Genomic DNA, 26,009 nt, shown 5'->3' with positions numbered 1-26,009 from the left:
GGGATGTCACCTTGGGGTCATGCTGAGCCAGCTTCCCCCCGCGCCGCCCCACCGGCCCGCCCCCGAGCAGACCGCCTTCGACCGGGCCGAGCTGTCCGCGATCCTTTCGGTCTATGGCCGCATGGTCGCGGCGGGCGAATGGCGCGACTACGCCATGTCCTTTCTGCGCGAGGTGGCGGTGTTCAGCATCTTCCGCCGCGCGGCGGAAACCCCCATCTACCGGATCGAGAAGCGCCCGAAGCTGCGGGCCGCGCAGGGGCAATATGCGGTGATCGGCATGGATGGCCGGGTCCTGAAACGCGGCCACGACCTCAAGGCCGTGCTGCGGGTGTTCGATTCCAAGTTGATCCGCGCGGTCTGAAGCGCCCGTAAACCCGGCGTAAAGCTTTCCGCGCCAGTCTGTCCGCGCAGGCGAATCGCGGGGACAGGTGCTGGCGCTTATTTCGATCCTACTGGTTCTGATCGGGCTTGATGCGGGCCGCCGTGCCCATGGCGAAGGCTTCCAGCCGCGCCTTGGCCGCTTCCTGCGTGTTGACGACGCCGGCGACGACCGACTCGGCATAGGCGGCGTCCAGCGCGGACATGTTCTGCATGTGCGAGATAGCCGAGCAGATGGCGAAGTTCGACAGCGGCGGGTTCTGGGCGGCGGCGCGGGCAAGCTCCATCGCCTTGGCTTCGCTGTCCTCCACCAGATACTGCGCAAGGCCGACATCCACCGCTTCCTGCCCGCGATAGAGCCGGCCGGTCAGCATCATGTCGATCATCCGCGCCTTGCCGATCAGGTCGGCCACCCGGATCGTGGCCCCCCCGCCGGTGAAAAGGCCGCGTTGCCCCTCGGGGAGGCCGAAATAGGTGGACTGGTCGGCCACCCGGATATGGGCGGCCGACGCGAGTTCAAGCCCCCCGCCGACGACCGCGCCCTTCAGCGCGGCGATGATCGGCACGCCGCCATATTCCATCTTGTTGAACGCCTCGTGCCAGCGCAGGCACAGATGCATGAAATCGGCGGCCGAGCGGTCGGCCTGCCAATGCTCCACCAGATCCAGCCCGGCGCAGAAATGGGGCCCTTCGGCCCGCAGCACGCAGGCGCGGGCGCCGGCGCGGGGCAGGGTGGAAAACAGCTCGACCAGCTCCTCCACCGTCGTCGAATCCAGCGCGTTGCGCTTGGCGGGGCGGTTCAGCGTGACGACCGCGATGCCGTCCTCGTCCATCGAGAACAGCAGGTTGGTGAGCTGGAGTTCCGAGATCTTGCGCATGGTTCACCCTTTCGAAATGGCATGGATCACTGCGGGAATGGTCAGGATGCTGACCGCGGTGGAGATGAGGATCGCGGCCGAGACCCGCTGCTCGGCGACCCGGAAATGATGGGCGAGCATGTAGACATTGCCCGCCACCGGCAGCGCCGCGGCGGCCACCATGACGCCCGCAGGCCCCGAGGCGACGCCGAAGGCCAGCGCCGCCAGCGCCACGGCGGCGGGATGCAGCACCAGCTTGGCGAAGCTGAGCCATGCGGCCGGGCCGATCCGTCCCACGGGGCGGGCGGCCAGCGAGGCGCCGATGGCGAACAGCGCGCCGGGCGTCGCGGCATTGCCGAGCAGCGTCAGGAACTCGGCGGCGGGCGCGGGCAGCGGCAGGCTCAGCGCCGCCCAGGCCAGCCCGGCGGCCATCGACACGATCATCGGGTTGGCGATCACCCCGCGCAGCGCCGCCAGCAACGTGGCAAGGCCCACCCGCTGGTGCCGCGAAGCCGCGATGATCAGCGTGATGACCGTCGAGAACACGATCATGTCCAGCGTCAGCACCATCAGCACCGGCCCGATGGCCGGCTCGCCCAACATGACGACCAGCATCGGCACGCCGAGAAAGCCGGTATTGCCCGTCATGCCGGTATGCGCCTCCATCGCCGCCTCGGCGGGCGAGGCGCCCCGGCGGCGGGCGACCACGAAGCCCGCCGCCCAGACCGCGCCCGATCCGACCAGATAGGCCAGAACGAAGCGCCAGTCGAACAGCGCGGCAAGGTCCAGCGTCGCGGCAAAGCGGAACAGCATCGCCGACAATGCGAAATAGAAGACGAAGCGGGTCAGCCAGGCCGTCGCCTCGGCCGGGAAGAAGCGGGTGCGCCCGGCGACCCAGCCCAGTCCGATCAACGCAAAGAACGGCAGCGTCTGCAGGAATATCGCCAGCACGGCGCTTGCCCCTCCTGTCTCCGACGCCCGGCGGCACAGAACCACCGGTGGGGCGCGGGTGCAAGCAGATGGAAGGCGTCAGCCCCGGCGGACGGTGAACAGCCGCGCGCCGTTTTCGGACGGCTCGACCGAAAGCAGTTCGTGGCCGCCCTGCTGGCAGAAATGCGGCACGTCGATGACGGCGGCGGGATCGGTGGCGAGCAGCTGCACCTGCGCGCCCGGCGCAAGGTCCCGCAACGCCTTGCGCAGCTTCAGCACCGGCAGCGGGCAGAGCAGGCCCTGCGCGTCGATCCGCAGCGTGGCGTCGGCAGACGGGATCTGCATCCGCCCTCAGCCCGCCGGATGCAGCGCGGCGGCGCGGCACCAGTCCAGCGCGTCTTCAGGCGCGAGCGGCTGCGCCAGATCGCCCGCGAAATCCGTGAAAGCGGCCTGGAACTTCGGCGCGACGGCGATCAGCACCGGCGTGCCCTGGGCGAGCGCTTCGGCGATCAGCTCGCGAAAACCGCCACCCTCGGCCTCCTGCCTGCCGAACTTGTTGACGATGACGAGGTCGGCCCCGCCCTCCAGCACCCGCGCCGCCCGGCCAACGGCGAGCGCCAGCGCCCCGCTGTCCAGCCGACAGCCCCCCGCGCCGTTCCCCAGCGATTGCGAGATCCGCACCGCCGGCCCGCCGTCGCCCAGCACCGTCAGGTCCATGTCGCAACTGCAATCCGCCCCGCGATCATGGTTGACCTGCACCGCCCCGGCCAGCCGCAGCCCCTCGGCCGCGAGCCTGCGGGCGATGTCGGCAAACAGCAGGCTGGCGGCACCGGACTCGTCGGCGGAGGTGACATAGGCGAGCATGGGGCGATGATAGGGACGCCGCCCCGCAGCGGCAATCGGTGTTTCGGCGCTGCGCCGATCGGTCGCGCGGGCTTGCGCCCGCCGCCGCGCCGGGCAAGCTGCGAGTATGGAACACGCGGGGATCATTCTGGCAGGCGGCGCCTCGCGCCGGATGCAGGCGGCGGGACACGGAGCGGGGCCGGGCGGCATCGACAAGGCGCTGCTGCCGCTCGCGGGCCGCCCGATGATCGCCCATGTCGTCGAACGGCTGGGCTGCGTCCGCGCGATCAGCGCCAACGGCGACCCAGAACGGTTCCGTTCCTTCGGCCTGCCGGTCCTGCCCGACCGCCTGCCGGACGGAACGCCGGATCGCCCCGGCCCGCTCGCCGGGGTGCTGGCGGGGATGGACTGGGCGGCGGCGCAGGGCTTCGCCCGGATCGTCACCGCATCGGCCGACACGCCTTTCCTGCCCCGCGATCTCGCCGCGCGGCTGCTGGCGGCGGGCGGACCGGTCGCCATGGCGACACACGAGGGGCGCGATCACCCGACCCTCGCCGCTTGGGATGTGAGCCTGCGCGAGCCGCTTCGCCGCGCCCTGGCCGAAGGCGTCCGCCGTCCCGCCGTCTGGGCCGAGGAGCAGGGCGCCCGCCGGGTCGCATTCTTCGGCGGCGATCCGTTCTTCAACGTCAACACCCCCGAGGATCTGGCCGAGGCCGAGCGCCGCGCCCGCCTGCCGGGCTGAGCGCGGCCAGTCTCACGCGCCGGGTGGACATTCCCCGCGCCCCCTGCCTCTAGTGTCCCGGCGCGCCTTGCGTGGCGGTGATCGGAGGAGGGGCGGGATTGGACGGCAAGGCGCTGCTGATGGGCATTTCCTTCGCGTTCATCTGGGCGTCGGCCTTCACGACGACGCGGATCATCGTCGTGGACGCCCCGCCGCTGACGGCGCTGGTGATCCGCTTCACCCTGTCGGCGATCCTCGCTATCGGACTTGCCCGGCTGCTCGGCCAGCGGATGGATTTTTCCGCCCGCGAATGGCGGGCGCTGATCATCTTCGGCCTCTGCCAGAACGCGCTCTATCTCGGGCTCAACTGGATGGGGATGCAGACGGTCGAGGCGTCGGCCGCCGCGATCATCGCCTCGATGATGCCGCTGCTGGTGGCGATGTTCGGCGGGCTGTTCATGGGCGAGCGGCTGCGCCCCGTCGCCATTGCCGGGCTGATCACCGGCCTTGCGGGCGTCGCGCTGATCATGGGGGTGCGGCTGACGCAGGGGCTGGACCTGTTCGGCACGGTGCTGTGCCTGATCGCCGTGGTGGCGCTGGCCGTCGCCACGCTGAGCGTTCGGGGCGCAGGCGGCGGGCGCAACGTGCTGATGGCGGTGGGCGTCCAGATGGCCATCGGCGCGGCGGCGCTGTTGCTGCCGGCGCTGCTGCTGGAACGCGGGCTGCCGATCCGGTGGAGCGGAGAGCTCGTCCTCGCCTTCCTCTACACCATCGTCGCGCCGGGGATCGGGGCGACGTTCATCTGGTTCCAGCTGGTCCAGCGGGTAGGGGCGGTGCGGGCGGCGACCTTCCATTTCCTGTCGCCGCCCTTCGGCGTCGCTGTCGCCGCAGTCCTGCTGGGCGAGCGGTTCGGGGCGTCGGACGTGATCGGCTCGATCATCGTGGCGGCCGGCATCCTGATGGTGCAGCTGGCGCGGGTGCCGCCTGCGACGCTTCAGGCCGGTCCGCCGCGCTCCGCCCCGTCCTCGGCCATCGCCCGCCGCGCGGCCTCGCGGCCCTGACACCGCTCTACCCATGACCCGATCGGTCCCGTTTCCGGGATCAGGTGCCGGAACCAGCCGAACGCGCCGGCGATCAGCAGGTCGGCGGCGGAATAGCTGTCGCCGAGCAGATAGTCCCCACCGGCCAGCGCATCCTCGATCTGCCCGATCGCGGTGGGCAGGTCGCGGAAGGTCGCGTTGACGATGGGATCGTCCAGTTTGATGTGATCGAAGATCACGACCGGCTCGAAGACGCCCTGATACCAGAACAGCCACTTCAGGAACGTGCCGCGGTTCTTCTGCCCGGCCAGCGGCGCGAGGGCGGAGGGGTAGCGCTCGGTCAGCCACACGATGATCGCGCCGCGCTCGCGGATCAGCTCGCCCTCATCCACGAGGACCGGCACCTTCTTCTCGGGATGCGGGTTCCTCGGGTCCGGCCCCTCGGAGCCGTCGGCGCGGGGAATGGTGACGCGGACGATCTCCAGATCCTCGGGGTCGCCCAGCTCGTGGACCAGCGCGAGGATCGAGGTCGAGCGGCTCATCGGCGCGTGGTAAAGGGTCGGCATGGCTGCTCCTTCCGGCGATACGCAGGCGCATGATGCGGCCGGCGGCGCGCTGCGTGAACGCCGCCGGGCAACCCGCCGACGGTCCGGCGCGTTCTGACCCAATGCGCGCCGACGACTTCCTGTTTCCGACCGATGCGGGGCTTTTTTGCCCGGCGGGCGATTTCTTCATCGACCCGGTGCGCCCGGTGCCGCGCGCGCTGATCACCCACGGCCACGGCGATCACGCGCGGGCCGGGCACGGCGCGGTGATGGCGACACGCGAGACGCTGGACATCATGGCGATCCGCTATGGCGAGAACTTCACCGCCGCCCGCCAGGCCGCGGATGGCCCGGCCCGCATCGGCGGGGTCGAGGTCAGCTTCCATCCCGCCGGCCACATCCTCGGCTCGGCGCAGATCCGGCTGGCCTGCGACGACGGGCCGGTGATCACCGTCTCGGGCGACTACTGCCGCACCCCGAACCTCGTCTGCGCCCCGTGGGAGCCGGTCCCCTGCGACATCTTCGTGACCGAGGCGACGTTCGGGCTGCCGGTCTTCAAGCACCCCGACCCAGCGCACGAGATCGCAAGGCTGCTCGCCAGCATGGCCGAGTTTCCCGGCCGCGCGCATCTGGTCGGCGCCTATGCCCTCGGCAAGGCGCAGCGGGTGATCGCGCTACTGCGGCAGGCGGGCTTTGAGGCGCCCGTCCACCTGCACGGTGCCATGCAGCGGCTGACCGATTACCATGTCGAGCAGGGCATCCCCTTGGGCGACCTGCGCCCCGCGACCACCCCGAAGGAGATCGAGGGGCAGGTGGTCATCGCCCCGCCCTCCGCCTTTGCCTCCCCTTGGGTCCAGCGTTTCCGCGATCCGGTGATCTGCTTCGCCTCCGGCTGGATGGCGGTGCGCGCCCGCGCTCGCCAGCGGGGGGTGGAACTGCCACTCGTCATCAGCGACCATGTCGATTGGCCGCAATTGACGCAGACGCTGGCCGAACTGCGACCGGAGCAGGTGTGGGTCACGCACGGCGCCGAAGAAGGCGTCGTCCGCTGGTGCGAGTTGAACGGCCTTGATGCCCGCCCCCTGCGGCTGGTCGGCTACGAGGACGAGGCGGAATGAGCCATTCTTCTTCGCGCAAATATCCTCGGGGGGTTCGGGGGGCAGACAGCCCCCCGCGCGGCGGTGCCGCATGAAAGCCTTCGCCGCCCTGCTGGAGCGGCTGGCCTTCACGCCGGCCCGCAATGCCAAGCTGACGATTTTGCAGCACTACCTCGAACGCACCGCCGATCCGGACCGCGGCCATGCCCTCGCCGCGCTGACCGGCGATCTCAAGCTGCGCGCCGTCACCCCCGGCCTGCTGCGAGGGTTGGCGGCGGAGCGGTTCGACGAGGTGCTGTTCGCGCTGTCCTACGACTTCGTGGGCGATCTGGCCGAAACCATCGCGCTGATCTGGGAGGGGCCGGGCGGGGCCGACCTGCCGCTGGCCGACGCCGTGCGCCTGCTGGAAACCACCGGCAAGGCCGGCCTGCCCGCCGCCATTGCCGGGGTGCTGGACCGCCTCGGCCCGTCCGAGCGGTTGGCCTTCCTGAAGCTCGCCACCGGCAACCTGCGGGTCGGCCTGTCCGCGCGGCTTGCCCGCACCGCGCTGGCGCAGATGGGCGGCCCGACACTCGCGGAGATCGAGGAAATCTGGCACGGCCTCAACCCCCCATATCCCGAGCTTTTCGCCTGGATCGAGGGCGGCCCGCGCCCCGATCGCGCTGCGCTCGCGCCGTTCCGGCCGGTGATGCTGTCCACCCCGATCACCCTTGAGGAGCTGCGCGGGCTCGACCCCGCCGAGCACATCGCAGAATGGAAATGGGATGGCATCCGCGTGCAGGCGGTCAGCGAGGGCGGCGTCCGGCGGCTCTATTCCCGGACCGGAGAGGACATCTCCGGCGCCTTCCCCGACCTGATCGACGAGATGAACTGGGAAGGCGCTGTCGATGGGGAGCTGCTGGTCCGGCGTGAAGGCGCGGTCGCCACCTTCAACGACCTGCAGCAGCGGCTGAACCGCAAGACCGTCAGCCGCGCGCTGCTGACCAGCCATCCGGCGGGGCTGCGCGTCTATGACCTGCTGATCTGGGGCGGTGCGGACCTGCGCCCGCTGCCCCTGATCGAACGCCGCAAGGTGCTGGAGGCCGCCGATTTCCGGTCGGACCGCATCGACATCTCGCAGCTTTTGCCGTTCGGGACATGGGACGACTTGGCCGCCCTGCGTGCCGAACCGCCGGCGCCGGTGATCGAGGGGGTGATGATCAAGCGCCGCGACGCGCCCTATGTCGGGGGTCGCCCGCGCGGGCCGTGGTTCAAGTGGAAACGCGACCCCCGCGTCGTGGATGCCGTGCTGATGTATGCGCAGCGCGGGCACGGGCGCCGCTCGGGGTTCTATTCCGACTTCACCTTCGGCCTGTGGTCAGATGATGCGCTGGTCCCGGTCGGCAAGGCCTATTTCGGCTTCACCGACGAGGAACTGCGCGAACTCGACCGCTTCGTGCGGGCCAACACGACCGAGCGCTTCGGCCCGGTGAGGGCCGTCGCGCCGAAGCTGGTGGTCGAGGTCGCCTTCGAGGGGGTCAACCGCTCGGCCCGCCACAAGTCCGGCGTCGCCATGCGCTTCCCCCGGATCAGCCGCATCCGCTGGGACAAGCCCGCGGCCGAGGCCGACCGGCTGGAGACGCTGGAGGCGATGATCGACACGCCGAATGTCTTTGACGCCGAGGGGGCTCGGGCGGGCGTGCGGCATGGGCGGACCAAGCGACGCGGCGGGGGCGAGGCGCCCCAAGAAGCGGGGGCTGCGCGCCCCCTGGATGGGGTCGAAACCCCATCCATCCCCGCGGGATATTTGGACGAAGAAGAATGAGCCTGCCGCCCGCTTTCGCCGAGTGGTTCGCGCGGCAGGGCTGGAGCCCGCACCCGCATCAGCTCGCGCTGCTGGATACGGCGGGCGACAGCCTGCTGATTGCGCCGACCGGCGGCGGCAAGACGCTGGCCGGGTTCCTGCCGTCGCTGGTGGAGCTGAGCGGCGGCTGGCAGGGGCTGCACACGCTCTATGTCTCGCCCCTGAAGGCGCTGACGGCGGATATCGGCCGCAACCTCGCGCGGCCCGTGGCGGACCTCGGCTTGCCGATCCGGGTCGAGGACCGGACGGGGGATACGAAATCCAGCGCCCGCCAGCGCCAGCGCACCGATCCGCCGCAGATATTGCTGACGACGCCGGAAAGCCTCGCGCTGATGCTGTCCTATCCCGAGGCGCCGCGTATCTTCGGCAATCTGCGCCGGGTGGTGCTGGACGAGCTGCACGCGCTGGCGGAATCCAAGCGCGGCGACCAGCTGATGCTGGGGCTTGCGCGGCTGCGCAGCCTCTCGCCCGGCCTGATCGCAACCGGCCTCTCGGCCACCGTGGAAGACCCGGCGGCGCTGGCGGATTTCATGGGCGGCGCGGCGGTGATCCACGCCGATCCCGGACCCGATCCCGACATCGCCATGCTGCGGACGGCCCGCCCGGCGCCGTGGTCCGGTGGCGGCGGCCATTACGCCGTGCCCGACGTGCTGGAGGCGGTGCGGCGGGCCAATACGACCATCATCTTCATCAACACCCGCGCGCAGGCGGAGCTGTTCTTTCAGGCGATCTGGGCCGCGAACGAGGACAACCTGCCCATCGGCCTGCACCACGGCAGCCTGTCGCGTGAGGCCCGCGGCCGGGTCGAGGCGGCGATGGCGGCGGGGCAGCTCAGGGCGGTGGTGGCGACCGGCAGCCTCGATCTGGGGATCGACTGGGGCAATGTCGATCTGGTGATCCAGGTCGGGGCACCCAAGAACGTCAAGCGTCTGGTCCAGCGGATCGGGCGGGCGAACCACCGCTACAACGCGCCGTCAACCGCCCGGATCGTGCCCGCCAACCGCTTCGAGGTGATCGAATGCGTGGCCGCGCTGGAAGCCGTCCGCGCGCATGATCTTGACGGCGAGCCGCGCGGCCCCGGCCCGTTGGACGTGCTGTGCCAGCATATCCTGCTGACCGCCAGCGCGGGGCCGTTCGATGCGGATGTGCTGTTCGCCGAGGTGCGGACCGCCGGTCCCTACGCCGGGCTGACCCGCGCCGATTTCGACGATTGCCTGAACTTCTGCGCCACCGGCGGCTATGCCCTGCGCGCCTATGACCGCTGGCAGCGGCTGGTTCAGCGGAACGGCCTTTGGCAACTGCGCGACCCCCGCGCCACGCGCGATCTGCGCATGAATATCGGCACCATCGTCGAAGCCGAGATGATGAAGGTCCGCTGGAAACGCGGCGGCGGGCTGCTGGGCGCGGTCGAAGAGGCGTTCGCCGCCACCCTGATCCCCGGCGACACCTTCCTGACCGGCGGCCAGACCGTCCGCTACGAGGGGCTGCGCGAACTGGTGATCGAGGTCAGCCCGAACCCGCACAAGGAGCCGAAGATCGCCGTCTTCAGCGGCCTGAAGCTCGCCACGTCCACCGAACTTTCCCACCGCGTGCTGGCGCTGATCGGCGATCCCGCCCGCTGGGACGCGCTGCCGCCCGACACGCAGGGCTGGCTTGCGCTTCAGGCCGAGGTCTCGGCCCTGCCGCAGCCGGGCACACTGCTGGCCGAGACGTTCCCCTATATGGGCCGCTGGCATCTGGCGATCTATGGCTTTGCCGGGCGCAATGCCCTGCAGACGCTGGGCCTGCTGCTGACCCGGACGATGGAGGAGGCGGGGCTGGGTCCGCTCGGCTTCCTGTCCACTGATTATGCGCTGCTGGTCTGGTCGCTGGACCCGGTGACGGATCTCGCGCCGCTGATGGACCGCGAGGGGTTGCGGGCGGGCCTCGGCGAGTGGCTGGCGGGCAATGCGGTGATGAAGCGGACGTTCCGCAATGTCGCCATCATCTCGGGGCTGATCCAGCGCAACATGCCGGGCGGGCGGCGGACGGGCAAGCAGGCGACATTCTCCAGCGACATCCTGTATGACACGCTGCGCCGCTATGACCCGGACCACCTGCTGCTGCGGATCACGGCGATCGAGGCGGGCCGCGGCCTCGTGGATTTCGGCCGGATCGAGGAGATGCTGGACCGATCGCCCCGGCTTGACCACCGGATGCTGGACCGCGTATCGCCCCTGGCCGCGCCGCTGATGCTGGAAATGGGGCGCGTCAGGATCGAAGGACAGGGTCGGATGCGGCTGGCTGAAGCAGAGGCAGAGGCGATGATGCGCGAGGCGGGGCTGACTTTGGGCGAGCCGGGAATGGCCGATGAAGCGCCGGTCCCCGTGCGGACGCGCAAGGCGCGATGACCGGGGACGCACAGGGCACCGTGGGGGAGGACGCACAAGGCGCAATGACAGGCTTCGTCTTCGACTGGCACGGGCTGACGTTCGAGGCGCGCTGTTCCGGCGCGCTCTGGTGGCCGCAGGGGCGGTGGCTGATCGTCGCGGATCTGCATCTGGGGAAATCCGAGCGGATGGCGCGGCGCGGCGGCGCGCTGCTGCCGCCCTATGACGGGCTGGAAACACTGCGGCGGCTGGGGGACGAGATCGCCGCGCTGGACCCGGCTTTGGTCGTTAGCCTCGGCGACGGGTTCGATGACGATGCGGCGGCCGGGGCGCTGGATGCGGATGTGGCTGCGGCGTTGGCGGCACTGGCCGACGGGCGGGACTGGTTGTGGGTGTCGGGGAACCACGATCCCGCGCATCACGGAACGGCGCTGCCGGGCCGGCGGGCGGACGAGGCGCGGTTGGGCGGCGTCACCCTGCGCCATGTCGCCGAAGCCGGCGGCCCCGATATCAGCGGCCATTACCACCCGGTCGTGCCGCTGGCCGGGGCGCGGCGGCGGGCGCTGCTGGTCGGGCGCGATCACCTGATCCTGCCCGCGTTCGGCAGCTACACGGGCGGGCTGTCCGTCCACGATCCGGCGCTGCTGCATCTGGTCGAGGGCGGCTTTGCCGTCGCCTGCCTGCACAGGGCTTTGCCGATCCCGCTGCAACCGCCGCGCCGGCGCCGCGCCGGACCGCCGCTGTCATTCGGATGACGGCGACGCAAAAGGGCCGCCCCTGAGGACGGCCCTTTGTCTCGACCCGGAGCGGATCAGAACTTGAAGTTCACACCGACCTTGACGTTGTTGAAGGTCGGCGTGCCGTTGGTGTCCCCCAGCGCTCCCAGATCGATGTTTTCGCTCTTGAAGTGGTTGCGCTCGATCTCGCCCGTCACCGACAGGCGGTCGGTGATCATGCGCTCGATGCCGAGGCCGAAGACGTAGCCGTTGGTGTCATAGTCGAAATCCTGACCATCGGCGGTGAAGGTGAAGTCGCCGCGGCTGACACCGGCAATGCCATAGACCAGCGTGTCCGGGCGCACTTGATAGCCGGTTTTCAGCTTCAGCGCGACCATGTGGTTCAAGGACGATTCGTAGTCGTCGCCAAGCACCGAAACGCTGTCATCGACGTTGCCGCCGGTGATCGACAGTTCCGGCCCGATCACAAGGTTGCCGCGCTGCCAGCGATAGCCGACATGCAGGCCGGCGTTGACACCGGAGATTTCGTTGTCGCCGACGATGCTGCCGCCGCCCAGGGTGAACTCGTCATCGCCGCCGAAGCCGTAGCCGAGCGTGCCCCCCGCATACAGGCCCTGCCAGTCACCTGCGGGCGCGGGCGTCACGACCACGGGAGCCGCCGGCGCGACATCGGTGACGGGGGCGGTATATCCGCCGGCGTTCGCCGACGCGGCCAGGCCAAGCGCGATGGCCGAGGCGAGCGGGATGGTCATTTTACGCATGCGGGATCACTCCAGAAATTCAAAACAAGGCTCAGCAAGAATGCTGTCCTGCGCAGAACAAAACCTAGGGGCAGGGGTTCCTTGCCACAACCCGCGCTGCGAAGCTTTTGCAGGAGTGTGGGTTTTTTGCATCCCGGAGCGCAAGATGCGCACCGGGGCCGGCTCAGGTGTCCAGATTTTCCACGCTGAGCGCGTTGGACTGGATGAAGTCGCGCCGCGGCTCGACCACGTCGCCCATCAGCTTGGTGAAGATGTCCTCGGCCTCGGCCACGTCCTCGATCTTCACCTGCAGCAGGGTGCGCGCCGCCGGGTCCAGCGTCGTTTCCCACAGCTGCTCGGGGTTCATCTCGCCCAGACCCTTGTAGCGCTGAAGGCTCAGGCCCTTCTCCCCTTCCAGGAAGATCGCCTGCAACAAGGACAGCGGGCCGGTGATGAGCGTGTCGCGGTCCTTGCGGATCAGCCGGACGGGGCCGCCATACACCTCCTGCAACGCATCGGTCATGGCGCCGAGACGCCGGCTTTCGCCGGAGCGGAGCATCTGCCCTTCCAGCGTCCGCGCCTCCTCGACGCCGCGCAGCATCCGGCTGAGGCGGATGCCGGCGTCCTGCGTCGGGCGGCCGGTCCAGCCCCGCTCGTATTCGGCGGCAATCCTGTCGAGCCGGTCGGCCACCGCGTCCGCCACCCGCTGCGCGTCCTGATCGACGCGGCCCGGCACCAACGCACCCGCGATGGCGGCCTGTTCGGTGATGTGCGGCGGGTAATGGGTCGGGTAGGCGCGCAGGATGCGCCGCGCGGTCCGCGCTTCCTCGACCACGCGGGCGAGGTCGGCCCCCACGATCTCCTCGCCCGAGCCGAGCCGCAGCGCCGCGCCATCGATCCCCTGCTGGATGAGGTAATCCTCCAGCGCCGCCTCGTCCTTCAGATAGACCTCGGACCGGCCCCGGCTGACCTTATAAAGCGGCGGCTGCGCGATATAGAGATGCCCCGCCTCGATCAGCTCCGGCATCTGCCGGAAAAAGAAGGTCAGCAGCAGCGTGCGGATATGGGCGCCGTCCACGTCGGCATCGGTCATGATGATGATCTTGTGATAGCGCAGCTTGTTCAGGTTGAACTCGTCGCGCCCGATGCCCGTCCCCAGGGCGGTGATGAGCGTTCCGATCATGTCCGAGGACAGCATCCGGTCGAACCGCGCCCGTTCCACGTTCAGGATCTTGCCCCGCAGCGGCAGCACCGCCTGGTTCTGGCGCGAGCGGCCCTGTTTGGCCGAGCCGCCTGCCGAGTCGCCCTCGACGATGAACAGTTCGGACAGCGCCGGGTCTTTTTCCTGGCAGTCGGCCAGCTTGCCGGGCAGGGACGCCACGTCCATCGCCGTCTTGCGGCGGGTCAGTTCGCGCGCCTTCCGGGCGGCTTCGCGGGCCAGCGCGGCCTCGATGATCTTGCCGATGATGATCTTGGCTTCGCCCGGATGTTCCTCGAACCACTCGGACAGCTTCTCGTTCACAAGGTTCTCGACCGCGGGCCGAACCTCGGAGGAGACCAGCTTGTCCTTGGTCTGGCTGGAGAACTTCGGGTCCGGCACCTTGACGGAAAGCACGCAGGTCAGCCCCTCGCGGGCGTCGTCGCCGGTGAAGTCCACCTTTTCCTTCTTGGCGATCCCGCTGGACTGCGCATAGCCGTTGATGACGCGGGTCAGCGCGCCGCGGAAGCCGGCCATGTGGGTGCCGCCGTCGCGCTGCGGGATGTTGTTGGTGAAGGGCAGCACCGTTTCGTGATAGCTGTCGTTCCACCACATCGCGACCTCGACGCTGATGCCGTTCCGCTCGCCAGTGATGAAGATCGGCTCGGGCGTCAGCGCGGACTTGCTGCGGTCCAGATACTTCACGAACTCGCGCACGCCGCCTTCGTAGAACAGCTCGGTGCGCAGCGGCTCGGCCGGGCGCTCGTCTTCCAGGATGATGCGGACGCCGGAGTTCAGGAAGGCAAGCTCGCGCAGCCGGTTTTCCAGCGTCTTGAACTGATAATCGAGGTTCAGGAACGTGCCCGCCGCACCATTCTCGCGCGAGGAGGCGAGGAACCGCACCTCGGTCCCGGATTCGCCGGGGGCATCGCCGACGACGCGCAGATGCTCGACCGTGTCGCCGTTCTCGAAACGGACGAAATGTTCCTTGCCGTTGCGCCAGATGCGCAGTTCCAGCCAGTCGGACAGGGCGTTCACGACCGACACGCCGACGCCGTGCAGCCCGCCGGACACCTTGTAGCTGTTCTGGTCGAACTTCCCGCCCGCGTGAAGCTGGGTCATGATGACCTCGGCCGCGCTGACGCCTTCGCTGGGGTGCATGTCAACGGGGATGCCGCGACCGTTGTCGCGCACCGACACGCTGCTGTCGGAGTGAATCTTGACGTGAACATAGTCGGCGTGACCGGCCAGTGCCTCGTCGATGCCGTTGTCCACGACTTCGGTGACCATGTGATGCAGGCCCGAGCCGTCGTCGGTGTCACCGATATACATGCCGGGCCGCTTGCGGACGGCCTCGAGTCCCTTGAGAACCTTGATGGAATCGGCGCCGTAAGTGCTCGGCTGCGCGGGGGCTGCGCTCATGCGTTTATGTCCTGCCATTGATCTGCATGATATAGTCACAAACCGCCCCATTGTCACGCCGAACCCACAAGATTTTGCGGGGTTACAGGGGTTTGGCAAAGCCCCGCCTGCCGCGCTCAGCGTTCCTTGACACAGGGGATGCCGCTGGCGCGCGGCGGGTGCGCGCGGCCGATGAAGCCGGCGAGGATGATGACCGTCAGGCTATAGGGCAGGGCATTCATGAACATCGACCGAATGGTGAACGGCCCCACGTCGGGATCGGGGAAGCGGTTGGCGATCGCCTCCATCACGCCGAACAGGAACGTCGCGCCAAGCGCCCGCCAAGGGTGCCAGTTGGCGCAGATCAGCGCGGCGAGCGCGATATAGCCGCGCCCCGCCGTCATCTCGCGCACGAACCCGGCGGAAAGCCCGGTGGCAAGGTAAGCGCCCCGCGAGCCCGGCCAGCAGCCCGGTGGTGGCAATCGCGCTCCATCGCAGGCGGGTGACGGAGACGCTGGGTATCGACCGAGGCGGGGTTTTCCCCCACAGCCCGCAGCCGCAGGCCATAGCGGGTCCGATACAGCACCCACCTCGCCCCCGGCACCGCCAGCGACGCGACACAGACCAGCGGCGTGTGCCGGGACAGCACGTCCGCATAGGTAGCCGAAGGCGGTATTCTCCCACGCGGCGAAGTCCATCACCAACCCCCCTCGGCCTGCCGAGCCTCTGGGATGTGGCCGATCCCGGCGTGGTGCCGCGCCCGCGCGTCGGTGCGGGTCAGCGACAGGGACGGCCGTTCAGCACCAACGCGCCTTCGATCTTCGCCCCCGGTTCGGGCTGGCCGCCGAGGATTTCCAGCAGCGCGCTCTGCCCATTGCCGCTGACCGCGCGATCCCGAGAATCCCGCCCGCGCGGATCGTCAGGTCGATGCCGTGCAGCCGCTCGATCCCGTCCTTGTCCACCATCCTGAAGCCGCGCAGGTTCAGCAGCACGGGGCCGGGCCTCGCACGGCGCCGCGGCAGCAGGTTGCGGAGAACGGTCACCGGGCACCTCCTGCGCGGGCAGGCTGCGGGCTGCCGCGGAATGCGCCGATTTAGCGCAACCGGGGGGTCGCGCTTGGGCGAGGGGGGGGGCTCAGCCCATATCGGCGGCCATCGTCAGCGCGTCAATGCCGGGCGCGTAATAGCTCCGCCGCCGCCCGGTCTGCCGCCAGCCGCAGGCGGCATAGAGCGAGAGCGCCGCGTCGTTGTCCGAGGCGACCTCAAGGAAGCCGTGCGCCGCGCTGCGGGAGCGGGCGACGCGGGCGAATTCCTGCACCAGCGCCCGGCCGATGCCCTGCCGCCTTGCCTCGGGTTCGACGGCGAGCGTCAGCAGCTCCGCCTCGTCGGCGGCGGTGCGGCCGATGAGGAAGCCCTGCGGGCGCAGCAGCAGGAATGCGCCCGGAAGCGAGGAGACGTCGCGGATCTCGCCCGCCGACCACGGGCGCGGGTGGGCGAAGCAGCGCGCGTGAAGCGCGGCCATTTCCTCGGGCGTCACGGAAGGATGACGGGTGCGGGATCGCGCGGCGGGGCGGCGTCGGCGGGGCGCAGGTAAAGCGGGGCCGGGCGCGGCAGCGGCTCGCCCGCGGCGATGCGGCTGGCGGCGATGCGGGCGATGGCGACGGCGGTGGGGAGCGTCGGCTCGGTGATCGGCGGACCGGGCGGCAAGGTGTCTGCTGCGGCCTGGGCGGGCTGGCGGAGCAGGCCGGATGCGTCGAAATCTTGCCAGAACACCTCGTTTCCGCGCCCGGCCACGACAGCCCGGCAGGGGCGGGGGGCGTCCAGCGCCGCCGCCTCCGTCACGGTCACGCCAACGGCAGGGATGCCCAGCGACAGCGCGAGCCCCCGCGCGGCGGCGACGCTGATGCGGATGCCGGTGAAGTTGCCGGGGCCGATCCCGACACCGATGCCGGTCAGGTCGGAAAGCGGGACGCCCGCCTCGGCCAGCACCTCCTCGATCAGCGGCATCAGCCGCTCGGCCTGGCCCTTCGCCATCGGCTCCAGCCGCTCGGCCAGCACCCGGCCGCCCGAAACGACAGCGGCCGCGCAATGCGCGGCCGAGGTGTCGAAGCCAAGGACCAGCCCGTCAGGCAACCGGGCGAACCTCGGTCACTTCGGGGATGTAGTGGCGCAGCAGGTTCTCGATCCCCATCTTCAGCGTCAGGGTCGAGGACGGGCAGCCCGCGCAGGCGCCCTTCATGGTCAGGTAGACGACGCCGCGGTCGAAACCGTGGAAGGTGATGTCGCCGCCGTCCTGCGCCACCGCCGGGCGGACGCGGGTGTCCAGCAGTTCCTTGATCTGCACGACGATCTCGGCATCGGGGCCGGAATGTTCGGCATGGCCATCATCGACCGCGCCCGTCTGCACCACCGCCGGCTGGCCGGACTGGTAATGCTCCATGATCGCGCCGAGGATCGAGGGCTTGATCTGGTCCCAGACCGAGGCGTCCGCCTTGGTGACGGTCACGAAATCCTGGCCGAGGAACACGCCCGAGACGCCCGGAACGGCGAACAGGCGCTGCGCCAGCGGGCTGGACGCGGCGGTATCGCTGGCCGGGAAATCCGCCGTGCCGTTTGCCAGCACGGTCTCGCCGGGCAGGAACTTCAGCGTGGCGGGATTCGGTGTGGTTTCGGTCTGGATGAACATGGCGCGGCTCCTCTTGAGGATCGGATATGGTCATCGGGCGCGGTCAAGTCAACCGGGTCAAGTCAACCGGAGCCAGTCAAGGGGCGAAGTCAACCCGCGCGGCTCCGCCGGGTTCCCACCGCCCGTCAGGTGATCTGCTGAAGCCGTTCGGCCGAAATGTCCCCCGGCACGATCGTCAGCGGGCAGGGCAGCGAGGCCACGTCCCGCAGAAGCCGGCTGGCGAGCGGGCCGGGCCCCGCGCTGTCGGTCGAGGCGCCCAGCACGACGACCCCGATCTGCGGGTCGGCGGAGATCTGCGCCAGCAGCTCGGTCGCGGGGTCGCCCTCGCGGATGACCAGCTCTGGCTCCACCCCCGGCTTGTCCCGCATCCACTTGGCAAATACCTGAAAATGCGCCTCGATCCGCTCCTGCGCCTCGGCGCGCATGACCTCGGCGACGCCCATGCCGTGCTGGATTTCCTCGGCGGGGATCACCGCCAGAACCTGCACCGAGCTGCCTGTCGCCGCGGCCCGCAGCGCCGCATAGCGGATCGCGTTCAGGCATTCGCGGGTTTCGTCCAGAACCACGAGAAACTTGCGCACGGGATGTCCTTTCCTGTGCCGGCCGGGTGCCGGACAGGCGGTAACCTGCCAAAACCGTTGCATCCTCGCAAGATCGCCATGTTTTCCGGCTTCCGCCGATTTCACGCATGCGCTTTAGATGGTAAACGGAACGGCAGGTCTCTATCGATGTCCGATTTTCCGAGTTTCCAGCGGGGTGCGCGTGTCGATCATACAGGACTGGGAACGGACGGAGCGGCGTCCGCCGGAACGTGTCGCCGCGGCATCGGCCGCGATCCCCTACGGCATTCTGACCGGTCCTTCCGCCTCGATCCACATGACGCCCGGCAAGCGGGCCTTCGACATCGTCTTTTCGCTGCTGCTGCTGATCCCGCTGTCACTGGTGATGCTGGTCGTCGCGGCGATCCTGCTGGTCTCGCAGGGGCGGCCCATCCTCTACGTCGCGCCCCGGATGCGCAGCCCCGACGAAAGCTTCAACCAGCTCAAGTTCCGCACCATGCGACGGGCCGCCGAGGATTCGGGGGCCTCGGGCGCGCACAAGAACTGGCGCATCACCAGGTTCGGCTGCATCCTGCGCCGGACCCGGATCGACGAAATGCCGCAGCTCTTCAACATCCTGCGCGGCGACATGAGCTTCGTCGGCCCGCGCCCGCCGCTGCGCGAATATGTGGAACGGTTCCCCCGCGAATACGCGCAGGTGCTTCAGATGCGCCCCGGCGCCACGGGCCTCGCGACGCTGATCTATCACGCGCATGAGGACGCCATCATGGCGTCCTGCGGCACGGCCGAGGCGACCGAGCAGGCCTATTACCGCCGCTGCCTGCCGACCAAGCTGCAGCTGGACATGATCTATCTGCGCCGCCGCAGCTTCGCGCTGGACATGTGGATCATCTGGAACACGGTGATGACGGTCATCATTCCGGGCTGGAAACGGACCCGCTGGACGAAGCGGTGAACGGGTCCTGCGGATAACCGGCACCGGTGAGGTACAGCCCCTGCGGCGGGCAGACCGGCCCGCAGGCGGCGCGGTCTTTGGCTGCCAGTGCCTCGGCCACCCGTTGGGGAGGCCACGCGCCGGCCCCCACCCGCTCCAGCGTCCCGACGATGGATCGGACCTGATTATGCAGGAACGACCGCGCCCGCAGGTGAAGGCGGTATTCGGTGCCCGAGGGGACCGGCAGTTCCTCGATCCCGATCGCGTCCAGCGTTTTCACCGGGCTGGCCGACTGGCACATGGTGGATCGGAAGGTGGTGAAATCATGCCGTCCGACCAGATGCGCCGCGCCCTGCCGCATCGCGCCTGCATCCAGCGGCTGGCGCACCTGCCAGACCAGCCCGCGATCATGCGTGGCCGGCGCGCGGCGGGCGAGCAGGCGGAAGGTGTAGCGCCGTTCGGTCGCGTCGAAGCGGGCATGGAAGTCGTCCGGGACAAGCGCCGCCTCCAGCACCGCCACCGGATCGGGTTTCAGATGCCAGTTCAGCGCCTCGGCCAGCCGGAACGGCTCCCATTCTCGGGCGAGGTCGGCATGGGCGACCTGCCCGGTCGCGTGGACGCCCGCATCGGTGCGCCCCGCCGCCGCGATTCGCGCCCCCGCCCTGAAGCCGGGATCGAGCGCCGCCAGCGCCCGTTCCACCGCGCCCTGCACCGAGGGCTGGTCCGCCTGCGCCTGCCATCCGGCGAACGGGCCGCCGTCATATTCGATCTTCAGCGCGAAGCGGGGCATGGGCCGGTCAGCGCCCGGCCTTCTGTTCCGCCGGCATCCGCAGCAGCTCGTCCAACGTCTGCGTGTCGGTCAGCCGCCCGCTGCCCAGCAGAGGCTGGCCCTCGGGCATCCGCACCCCTTCGCGGGCAAGGCGTTCGCGCAGGACGCTGATCTCGATCTCCATGTCGGTGCGCCCGCCCTGCCGCAGCCGGTCGGCGATGGCGCGGAAGTTCCGTTCCAGGTCGGCCAGCAGCGCCTCGTAGTCCGAGCGGGCCGTCGCATCGCGCGTCTGCGCGTAATGGTCCGCGAACTTCACCGTCGCGTCGCGCGCGCCCATCAGATAGACGCCGAGATAGCGCCGCGCCGGGGACAGCCCGTCCGGGTCCTGCTCCACCTGATCGAACAGCGTCCGCGCCGTGGCGGCGAACAGGTTCACCCGCGCCTCAAGCTGGCGGTCACCCGTGCGCTTGATCGCCTCGGTCATGCCGTCCAGATAGGTCTCCGCCTCGGCCACGATCCGGGCCACGCGGTCCTGCTGGAAGGTATCCACCCCCTCCATGCCCTTGTCCCTGGTCGGATCGGGGCCGAAGGCGAGCCAGTGCAGGATCGCGGCGGTGAAGCCCAGGACGCCCGCGCCCGCCGCCGCGCCCGGCTCGAACGCGCCGACGGCGATGCCGGTGCCGGCGAGGATGCCGCCGAACAGCTTGCGCGGGATGCCCGGCCGGCGGGCGACGCGGCGGGCGTCGTAGGCGGCCTCGGCCTGCAGCCCCTCGCGCGTCATCCACATGCCGGCGGCGATCAGGCCGAAGCCCGCAAGCGCCGTCGCCAACTCAAAGGGGGAACCCCACCCGGACAGCAGGAGCGGAGTCGCCATGATGGTGATCCACTTCGGCCGCGACTCGAACCGGTGCCGCACCTCGCCCGGCCGAGGGCGGGGCAGGGGATCGTTGCCGTTGCCGTAGCCGTTGCGGGCCTGCTGGCCGGGGGAATACTTGCCGCCGAAACGCCGTGCCATCGGACCTCCTTATGCGCCGACGAGCGAGGCGTAGAGCGTCACGCCCATCAGCAGATAGAAGGACAGGCGGTGCATCGCGGCGCGGGACATGGCGTTCCTTTCGATTTCTTGGCCCCATATCGGGGGGCCGAGCCGCCGGATCAAGCGGCGGGCTGCGGATCGGGCAGGATCACCTCCACCCGCTCGAACCGCGTGACGTCGATCAGGCCCATGTCCGAGATGCGAAGCTCGGGGATGACGACCAGCGCCAGCAGCGAGTGCTGCATGTAGGCGTTGTTGAGCGTGCAGCCGCAGTCGCGCATCGCCTGCACCAGACGGTCGGCCTTGGCGGCGACGATCTCGGCCCGCTCGTCCGACATGAGGCCGGCGATGGGCAGTTCGACGAGCGCGAGCTCCTCGCCGCCCGCGATCACGACGATGCCGCCGCCGACCTCCTGCAACCGGTTCGCGGCCTGCGCCATGTCGGCCTTGTCGGTGCCGACGACGATCATGTGGTGGCTGTCATGTGCCACCGTCGAGGCGACGGCGCAGGGCCGGTCATAGCCGAAGCCCGAAACGAAGCCGTTGACCACCGCGCCCGTGCCGCGGTGCCGTTCGACCAGCGCGATCTGGCAGACGTCGCCCGCAGGGTCCATCTGCACGGTGCCGTCCCGCACGGGCAGGCGCCGTTCCAGCGCCCGCGTCGGCGCCTGATTTTCAACGACGCCGATCACGCGGGCGGTGACTTCCGCCGCCTCGGCGGAAATGTCGAAATCGGCGGCGGAAAGCGTCCGGCCCAGATGGACCGTATTGCGGGCCGTTTCGGGATAGGGATGCTCCGGCAGATCGGCGGTCAGCACGCCGCCCTTGGCCATCAGCCGCCCCCGCGCGAACACCATCTCGACCGGCAGGTCCACGAGGTCGGAGGTCACGATCAGGTCCGCCCGCCGCCCCGGCGCGATGGAGCCAAGCTCGCGCTCCAGCCCGAAATGCTGGGCGGTGTTCAGCGTCGCCATCTGGATCGCCGTGACGGGCTTCAGGCCCTGCGCGATGGCGTGGCGGACGACGCGGTTCATGTGGCCTTCATGGACCAGCGTGCCGGAGTGGCTGTCGTCCGTGCAGAGGATGAAGCTGCGCGAGTCCAGCCCCCGCTCGGTGATCGCCTTCACCTGCGCGGCGACGTCGTGCCACGCCGACCCCAGCCGCAGCATCGCCCGCATCCCCTGCCGCACGCGGGCCACCGCGTCGTCGGCGGTGGTCCCCTCGTGATCGTCGGCCGGGCCGCCCGCCGCATAGGCGTGGAAGGGGCGGCCGAGATCGGGCGAGGCGTAATGCCCGCCGACCGTCAGCCCCGCCGACATGGTGGCGGCGATCTCGGCCGTCATCTTGGGATCGTTGGCGATCACACCGGGAAAGCTCATCACCTCGCCCAGACCGATGATGTTCGGCCAGGTCAGCGCCTCGCGCACGTCGTCGGGGGTAAGCTCGGCGCCCGGATGCTCCAGCCCCGGCGCGCTGGGAACGCAGCTCGGCACCTGCACATAGACGTTGATCGGCAGCCCCGCCGCCTCGTCATGCATCAGCCTGACGCCGGGCAGGCCGAGGACGTTGGCGATCTCGTGCGGGTCGATGAACATCGAGGTGGTGCCGTGCGGGATCACCGCGCGGGCGAACTCCGTCACCGTCACCATGCCGCTTTCGACATGCATATGCGCGTCGCAGAGGCCGGGGACGAGGTAACGCCCGTTCGCCTCGACCACCTGCGTCTGCGGGCCGATGGCGTGGCTGGCATCGGGGCCGACATAGGCGAAGCGCCCCTCGGCCACGGCGATATCGGTGCCGGGAATGATCTCGCCCGAGTGGACGTTGACCCACTGCCCGCCCCGGATCACCAGATCGGCGGGCCTGCGCCCCATCGCCACGTCCACCAATTGCGGGGCTGACTGATGCCACGGGCGCTGCATGTTCCGGTTCCTTCTTTGCTTGCCTTCGGGGCGGAGCTTCTTCGTGCCGCGTTTCGCCGGGGATGACCAGAGCCGCCATATCCGGTGCGTCCCGCAAATGAAACGGGGCCCCGCAGGGCCCCATGTCGTCGTTCTCCGCGCTGGCCTAGTTGACCAGCGGCTTGCCGTTCTGGCCGTGCCGCGACGCCAGCCTGCGCCCCATCCGCCCCGAGGCGAGCAGGCGGGCCGGCACCGGCGCGTAGTCGCGCTCCTTCAGTTCGGGGAACAGCGCGAAGATTTCCTCATGCGCCGCCTTGCCGACCCCCTTCATGGCCTCTGGCCCGGTATAGAGCGATTCCGTCTCGGCCCCGTTCGAGATCACCACCTCGTGCCGGTCGAAGAGGATGTGGAAATACTCCACCGACTCGAGATCATGGGCGATGTCGATCCCGTCGAGCAGCAGCAACTGCCTGGCCGCAACGAGGATCTCGTCGGTGCCGAACATCCTTTGCGCGACTTTCGAGCGCACGAGAATGCGGTGCTGCGGCGAGACGACGAGGTCCGAGGCCGGCGTGCCCGCCCCCAGCGCCCCGGCGCGGATGCGAATCGGGCGCAGCTTCGGGTTGCGGGCAAGCGCGGCGGCCGTCACGACCGTGGAGCCGATCCAGCGGACCGGACGCGGGCCGTGATCGCGGGTGAGGACGAGGTGGCCGACCGAGAGCGATTCCACCTGCACCTCGCCGTCTTGGGTGAGGATCAGGGTGCCGGCGGCGAAACACGCAAGCACCTCGTCGGCTTCCAGTGCCATCGTGGCAGTGGGATCGTGGTCGACGGTGACGACGGCCGTGTTGAGGAGATTGTTCGCCGCTTGGGAGACCGACGCGAGAGCCGGTCCGAGCAAGGGCACCTCGCCAAGCTCTGAAATTGGAACATTGATGGGGGGCGAAAGTTCCGCCCCGAGAATCGACCCCGTGATGGTGACCCCGAGGTTGTTTCCGGTGGGGTTGTCCTCGGAGACGAAATACAATGTTCCGTCGTCGGTCTGGAGGATATGTCCCTCAACCGGGTTGAGCTGTACGTTCAGATTGGCGACGAGAAGAACGTTGACGTTCGTACCTGCGGTCGCCAGCGTTGCCGATCCGACATAGGTGCCGCTCACCGCAGCTGTCCCGTCTTCATCGGTCAGCGCCATGTCGTCTCCCGGCGAGACGGTGGTCACCGTCGGCGCTGCGACGTCATATCGGGCGAATGACTCCGAGCCGCTGAGTTGGTTCAGAAGCCCCGTGTCGCCGAGCTCGATCAGGCCGGTATCGGCGTTCACCGTTGCAAAGCTGGCGGGGAGTTGGGTGTAGTAGGGCATGTGTTGCTCCTGGCAAGATCGGGATCGGCCGGCGTTTGCCGGCCGTGAGGTTGTGCTTGATGATCAGGAGCCCGAGCGATCGTTGCCGACGAGGCGACGAACGGAAGAACGCGACTTCAGCATGTGAACATCCTGACAGAATGCCTGCGAGCAGGCGGTTCGAAGGGTTCGCTTGTCGATGCCAAGCAAAAATTATCTACTTCAGGTTGTTATGCTTGCGCAACCTGTTGTTAACCATTTCCCGGATTGTTCATAAACAAGTATCAGGCGGATGGTTTTGCAGAAAAGCACCGTCACCGGACTTCAGCTCGCGTCATTGGAGAAGTTCCAGCACGGGCCGCTTGCCGTTCGGCGGGGCCACGCGCCCGCAACGGGCAGCTGCCGGAACCTTGGACGAGTGAATGAAAGATGGAGCGGGTGATGGGAATCGAACCCACGTATTCAGCTTGGAAGGCTGCTGCTCTACCATTGAGCTACACCCGCGACGGATTCCGTATAGGGCCGCGCGGGGCATGGCGCAAGCGCGGCATCGCCTGAACGCCATCGTGCGCGCGCCTGCGCGACGCGCTTGATTTGCGCGGAAGGCGGGGGCAGTCAGGCGGCATGATCGACATCCGCCCCGTCGCCAACGCCATCGGCCGCCTGACCGCCGTCTTCGGCGCGATGATGGCCGCGCCCGCGCTGGTGGACTGGTGGGCGGGCGATCCGCACTGGATGGTCTTTGCCGAAACCGGGCTGATCTGCGCGATCCTCGGCGGGCTGGTCGCCATCGCCACCGCCGGGCGCGGGGGCGAGCTGATGCTGGAGCAGGCGTTCCTGCTGACCTCGGGCGTGTGGCTGGTGCTGCCGCTGGTCGGGGCGCTGCCCTTCATGCTGGGCGAGCCCGATGCGAGCTTCACCGACGCCGTGTTCGAGGCGATGTCGGGCATGACCACGACCGGCGCGACGGCGTTCCCCGCGCTCGACGGGCTGCCGCTGGGCACGCATCTGTGGCGGGGGATGCTGCAATTCTCGGGCGGGCTGGGGATCGTGGTCGTGGCGCTGATCTTCCTGCCGGCGATGCGGATCGGCGGGATGCAGTTCTTCCGCTCGGAAGGATTCGACACGATGGGCAAGATCAGCCCGCGGGCCGGGCAGATCGCGGCGGACGTCACCCGCGTCTACGTGATGATCACCATCGCCTGCGCCGTGACCTATGCCGCGCTGGGGATGTCCGGCTTCGACGCCATCTTCCACGCGATGACCACCACCTCCTCGGGGGGCTTCTCGAACTACGACGCCAGCTTCGGCGCGTTCATCGGCCCGCCGGAACTGGCCTCGTCGCTGTTCATGATCCTGGCCACGATCCCCTTCGTGCGGCTGGTGCAGGCGGGATATGGCGAGGTGCGGCCCCTGTGGCGCGACAGCCAGATCCGCGCCTATCTGCGGGTGCTGGGGACGATCATCCTGCTGATCGCGGCCTATCGGGTGCTGGTCATGGGGCATACGGACCTGGGCCATATCCTGCGCGAGACGACCTTCAACGTCGTGACCACCGTGTCGGGCACCGGGTTTTTTTCAACGGACGTGACCCAGTGGGGCCCCCTGCCGCTGGCGCTGCTGATCGTCGGAGGGCTGATCGGCGGCTGCACCGGCTCGACCGCCTGCTCGATCAAGATCTTCCGCTATCAGGTGCTGCTGCGCGCGGTCGAGGCGCAGATCCTGCGGATGCAGTCGCCGCACCGGGTCGCGTATCCCCGGTTGCAGGGGCGGCGGCTGAGCGCCGAGGTGGTCGGCTCGGTCATGGCGTTCTTCACGCTGTTCATCCTCAGCTTCGGGGTGCTGATCGTGGCGCTGGCGCTGACCGGGCTGCACCCGCGCACGGCGCTGACCGCGGCCTGGACCTCCATCGCCAACGTGGGACCGGCATGGGGGCCGGAGGTGACGGCCAACGGCTCGGTCGCGGACTTCCCCGCCACGGCGAAATGGCTGATGATCGCGGGGATGTATGTCGGGCGGCTGGAGCTGCTGGCCGTCTATGTGCTGTTCCTGCCGCGCTTCTGGCGGCAGTAGCGCGGCCGTCCGG

The 26,009-nt window shown here is 69.2% G+C and carries 26 protein-coding genes, 1 tRNA gene and 1 pseudogene; 9 read left to right on the top strand and 19 right to left on the bottom strand.

Going from position 1 to position 26,009, the window contains the following annotated elements; translation table 11 throughout:
• The first annotated feature begins 19 nt into the window (after window positions 1–19).
• Entirely contained in the window at window positions 20–361 is a 342-nt protein-coding gene (locus tag KTN05_RS02660) for a DUF2794 domain-containing protein (protein ID WP_217327818.1), read from the top strand.
• 88 nt (window positions 362–449) lie between these two features.
• Here the strand turns inward: KTN05_RS02660 and KTN05_RS02655 are convergent, their stop codons facing one another.
• The 4 genes from KTN05_RS02655 to KTN05_RS02640 all read right to left on the bottom strand — a co-directional run bounded on the left by KTN05_RS02655 (window position 450) and on the right by KTN05_RS02640 (window position 3,029).
• Complete coding sequence (locus KTN05_RS02655) at window positions 450–1,256, bottom strand: crotonase/enoyl-CoA hydratase family protein (protein WP_217327817.1); 807 nt, start codon at window positions 1,254–1,256, stop codon at window positions 450–452.
• A gap of 3 nt (window positions 1,257–1,259) precedes the next feature.
• Window positions 1,260–2,186: an AEC family transporter gene (locus KTN05_RS02650; protein ID WP_217327816.1), complete on the bottom strand. Its 927-nt coding sequence runs from the start codon at window positions 2,184–2,186 to the stop codon at window positions 1,260–1,262.
• Between the two features lie 78 nt (window positions 2,187–2,264).
• Window positions 2,265–2,510 (bottom strand): sulfurtransferase TusA family protein, encoded by a 246-nt coding sequence (locus KTN05_RS02645; protein ID WP_217327815.1) that lies wholly within the window; start codon window positions 2,508–2,510, stop codon window positions 2,265–2,267.
• 6 nt (window positions 2,511–2,516) lie between these two features.
• Window positions 2,517–3,029, bottom strand: a complete 513-nt coding sequence (locus KTN05_RS02640; protein WP_217327814.1) for a DUF2478 domain-containing protein — start codon at window positions 3,027–3,029, stop codon at window positions 2,517–2,519.
• Window positions 3,030–3,135: 106 nt separating this feature from the next.
• On the opposite strand from KTN05_RS02640, the gene mobA reads away from it, so the two are divergent.
• A complete protein-coding gene (gene mobA / locus KTN05_RS02635; protein ID WP_217327813.1) occupies window positions 3,136–3,750 on the top strand; it encodes a molybdenum cofactor guanylyltransferase MobA in 615 nt (204 codons plus the stop codon).
• A 98-nt stretch (window positions 3,751–3,848) separates the two neighbouring features.
• A complete protein-coding gene (locus KTN05_RS02630) occupies window positions 3,849–4,790 on the top strand; it encodes a DMT family transporter (RefSeq protein ID WP_217327812.1) in 942 nt (313 codons plus the stop codon).
• On the opposite strand, the gene KTN05_RS02625 is transcribed toward KTN05_RS02630, so the two are convergent.
• On the bottom strand, window positions 4,724–5,335 hold the full coding sequence (locus tag KTN05_RS02625) for a glutathione S-transferase family protein (RefSeq protein WP_217327811.1): 612 nt from the start codon (window positions 5,333–5,335) through the stop codon (window positions 4,724–4,726). The genes KTN05_RS02630 and KTN05_RS02625 overlap by 67 nt on opposite strands.
• 101 nt (window positions 5,336–5,436) lie before the next feature.
• Here KTN05_RS02625 and KTN05_RS02620 point away from each other — a divergent pair, with 101 nt between their 5' ends.
• From KTN05_RS02620 to pdeM, 4 genes are all read left to right on the top strand, one after another.
• Window positions 5,437–6,432: a ligase-associated DNA damage response exonuclease gene (locus tag KTN05_RS02620; protein WP_217327810.1), complete on the top strand. Its 996-nt coding sequence runs from the start codon at window positions 5,437–5,439 to the stop codon at window positions 6,430–6,432.
• A 70-nt stretch (window positions 6,433–6,502) separates the two neighbouring features.
• On the top strand, window positions 6,503–8,215 hold the full coding sequence (locus KTN05_RS02615; RefSeq protein ID WP_217327809.1) for a cisplatin damage response ATP-dependent DNA ligase: 1,713 nt from the start codon (window positions 6,503–6,505) through the stop codon (window positions 8,213–8,215).
• On the top strand, window positions 8,212–10,644 hold the full coding sequence (locus tag KTN05_RS02610; RefSeq protein WP_217327808.1) for a ligase-associated DNA damage response DEXH box helicase: 2,433 nt from the start codon (window positions 8,212–8,214) through the stop codon (window positions 10,642–10,644). The genes KTN05_RS02615 and KTN05_RS02610 overlap by 4 nt, the downstream gene beginning before the upstream one ends.
• A 44-nt stretch (window positions 10,645–10,688) precedes the next feature.
• Window positions 10,689–11,378: a ligase-associated DNA damage response endonuclease PdeM gene (pdeM, locus tag KTN05_RS02605; RefSeq protein WP_217327888.1), complete on the top strand. Its 690-nt coding sequence runs from the start codon at window positions 10,689–10,691 to the stop codon at window positions 11,376–11,378.
• 56 nt (window positions 11,379–11,434) lie between these two features.
• Here pdeM and KTN05_RS02600 read toward each other — a convergent pair whose 3' ends face one another.
• The 8 genes and pseudogenes from KTN05_RS02600 to KTN05_RS02565 all read right to left on the bottom strand — a co-directional run bounded on the left by KTN05_RS02600 (window position 11,435) and on the right by KTN05_RS02565 (window position 17,965).
• Window positions 11,435–12,121, bottom strand: coding sequence for an outer membrane protein (locus tag KTN05_RS02600; protein ID WP_217327807.1), 687 nt, complete (start codon window positions 12,119–12,121; stop codon window positions 11,435–11,437).
• A gap of 163 nt (window positions 12,122–12,284) precedes the next feature.
• Complete coding sequence (gene gyrB / locus KTN05_RS02595) at window positions 12,285–14,720, bottom strand: DNA topoisomerase (ATP-hydrolyzing) subunit B (protein WP_217327806.1); 2,436 nt, start codon at window positions 14,718–14,720, stop codon at window positions 12,285–12,287.
• Window positions 14,721–14,836: 116 nt separating this feature from the next.
• A pseudogene (locus tag KTN05_RS02590) lies at window positions 14,837–15,357 on the bottom strand (ABC transporter permease); the annotation flags it as partial.
• Window positions 15,358–15,496: 139 nt separating this feature from the next.
• Window positions 15,497–15,742, bottom strand: coding sequence for a hypothetical protein (locus tag KTN05_RS02585; RefSeq protein WP_217327805.1), 246 nt, complete (start codon window positions 15,740–15,742; stop codon window positions 15,497–15,499).
• Between the two features lie 91 nt (window positions 15,743–15,833).
• Complete coding sequence (locus KTN05_RS02580; RefSeq protein ID WP_217327804.1) at window positions 15,834–16,220, bottom strand: GNAT family N-acetyltransferase; 387 nt, start codon at window positions 16,218–16,220, stop codon at window positions 15,834–15,836.
• A gap of 11 nt (window positions 16,221–16,231) precedes the next feature.
• Window positions 16,232–16,831 (bottom strand): tRNA (adenosine(37)-N6)-threonylcarbamoyltransferase complex dimerization subunit type 1 TsaB, encoded by a 600-nt coding sequence (gene tsaB / locus KTN05_RS02575; RefSeq protein WP_217327803.1) that lies wholly within the window; start codon window positions 16,829–16,831, stop codon window positions 16,232–16,234.
• Window positions 16,824–17,384: a NifU family protein gene (locus KTN05_RS02570; RefSeq protein WP_217327802.1), complete on the bottom strand. Its 561-nt coding sequence runs from the start codon at window positions 17,382–17,384 to the stop codon at window positions 16,824–16,826. The genes tsaB and KTN05_RS02570 overlap by 8 nt, the downstream gene beginning before the upstream one ends.
• Window positions 17,385–17,509: 125 nt before the next feature.
• Window positions 17,510–17,965, bottom strand: coding sequence for a universal stress protein (locus KTN05_RS02565; RefSeq protein ID WP_217327801.1), 456 nt, complete (start codon window positions 17,963–17,965; stop codon window positions 17,510–17,512).
• Window positions 17,966–18,146: 181 nt separating this feature from the next.
• On the opposite strand from KTN05_RS02565, the gene KTN05_RS02560 reads away from it, so the two are divergent.
• Window positions 18,147–18,899: a sugar transferase gene (locus tag KTN05_RS02560; RefSeq protein ID WP_371823254.1), complete on the top strand. Its 753-nt coding sequence runs from the start codon at window positions 18,147–18,149 to the stop codon at window positions 18,897–18,899.
• Here the strand turns inward: KTN05_RS02560 and truA are convergent.
• The 6 genes from truA to KTN05_RS02535 all read right to left on the bottom strand — a co-directional run bounded on the left by truA (window position 18,859) and on the right by KTN05_RS02535 (window position 24,427).
• Window positions 18,859–19,668, bottom strand: coding sequence for a tRNA pseudouridine(38-40) synthase TruA (gene truA, locus KTN05_RS02555; RefSeq protein WP_217327800.1), 810 nt, complete (start codon window positions 19,666–19,668; stop codon window positions 18,859–18,861). The two genes, KTN05_RS02560 and truA, sit on opposite strands and share 41 nt — an antisense overlap.
• A gap of 7 nt (window positions 19,669–19,675) precedes the next feature.
• Entirely contained in the window at window positions 19,676–20,662 is a 987-nt protein-coding gene (locus KTN05_RS02550) for a 5-bromo-4-chloroindolyl phosphate hydrolysis family protein (protein WP_217327799.1), read from the bottom strand.
• A 9-nt stretch (window positions 20,663–20,671) separates the two neighbouring features.
• On the bottom strand, window positions 20,672–20,806 hold the full coding sequence (locus KTN05_RS18435; RefSeq protein WP_256449473.1) for a hypothetical protein: 135 nt from the start codon (window positions 20,804–20,806) through the stop codon (window positions 20,672–20,674).
• Window positions 20,803–22,605 carry an adenine deaminase gene (gene ade, locus KTN05_RS02545; protein ID WP_217327798.1) on the bottom strand — a complete coding sequence of 601 codons (1,803 nt, stop codon included), beginning with the start codon at window positions 22,603–22,605 and terminating at the stop codon, window positions 20,803–20,805. Before ade ends, KTN05_RS18435 begins: the two co-directional genes overlap by 4 nt.
• A 145-nt stretch (window positions 22,606–22,750) precedes the next feature.
• Entirely contained in the window at window positions 22,751–23,944 is a 1,194-nt protein-coding gene (locus KTN05_RS02540; RefSeq protein ID WP_217327797.1) for a Hint domain-containing protein, read from the bottom strand.
• 409 nt (window positions 23,945–24,353) lie between these two features.
• A tRNA-Gly gene (locus KTN05_RS02535) sits at window positions 24,354–24,427 on the bottom strand.
• Window positions 24,428–24,547: 120 nt separating this feature from the next.
• Here KTN05_RS02535 and KTN05_RS02530 point away from each other — a divergent pair.
• Complete coding sequence (locus KTN05_RS02530) at window positions 24,548–25,996, top strand: TrkH family potassium uptake protein (protein WP_217327796.1); 1,449 nt, start codon at window positions 24,548–24,550, stop codon at window positions 25,994–25,996.
• Window positions 25,997–26,009 lie beyond the last annotated feature (13 nt).

It is taken from the genome of Paracoccus sp. Z118, assembly GCF_019061185.1.
GTDB lineage: Bacteria > Pseudomonadota > Alphaproteobacteria > Rhodobacterales > Rhodobacteraceae > Paracoccus.
The sequence above is the reverse complement of the archived record's forward strand: the minus strand, read 5'-3'. Positions and strand labels throughout refer to the sequence as shown.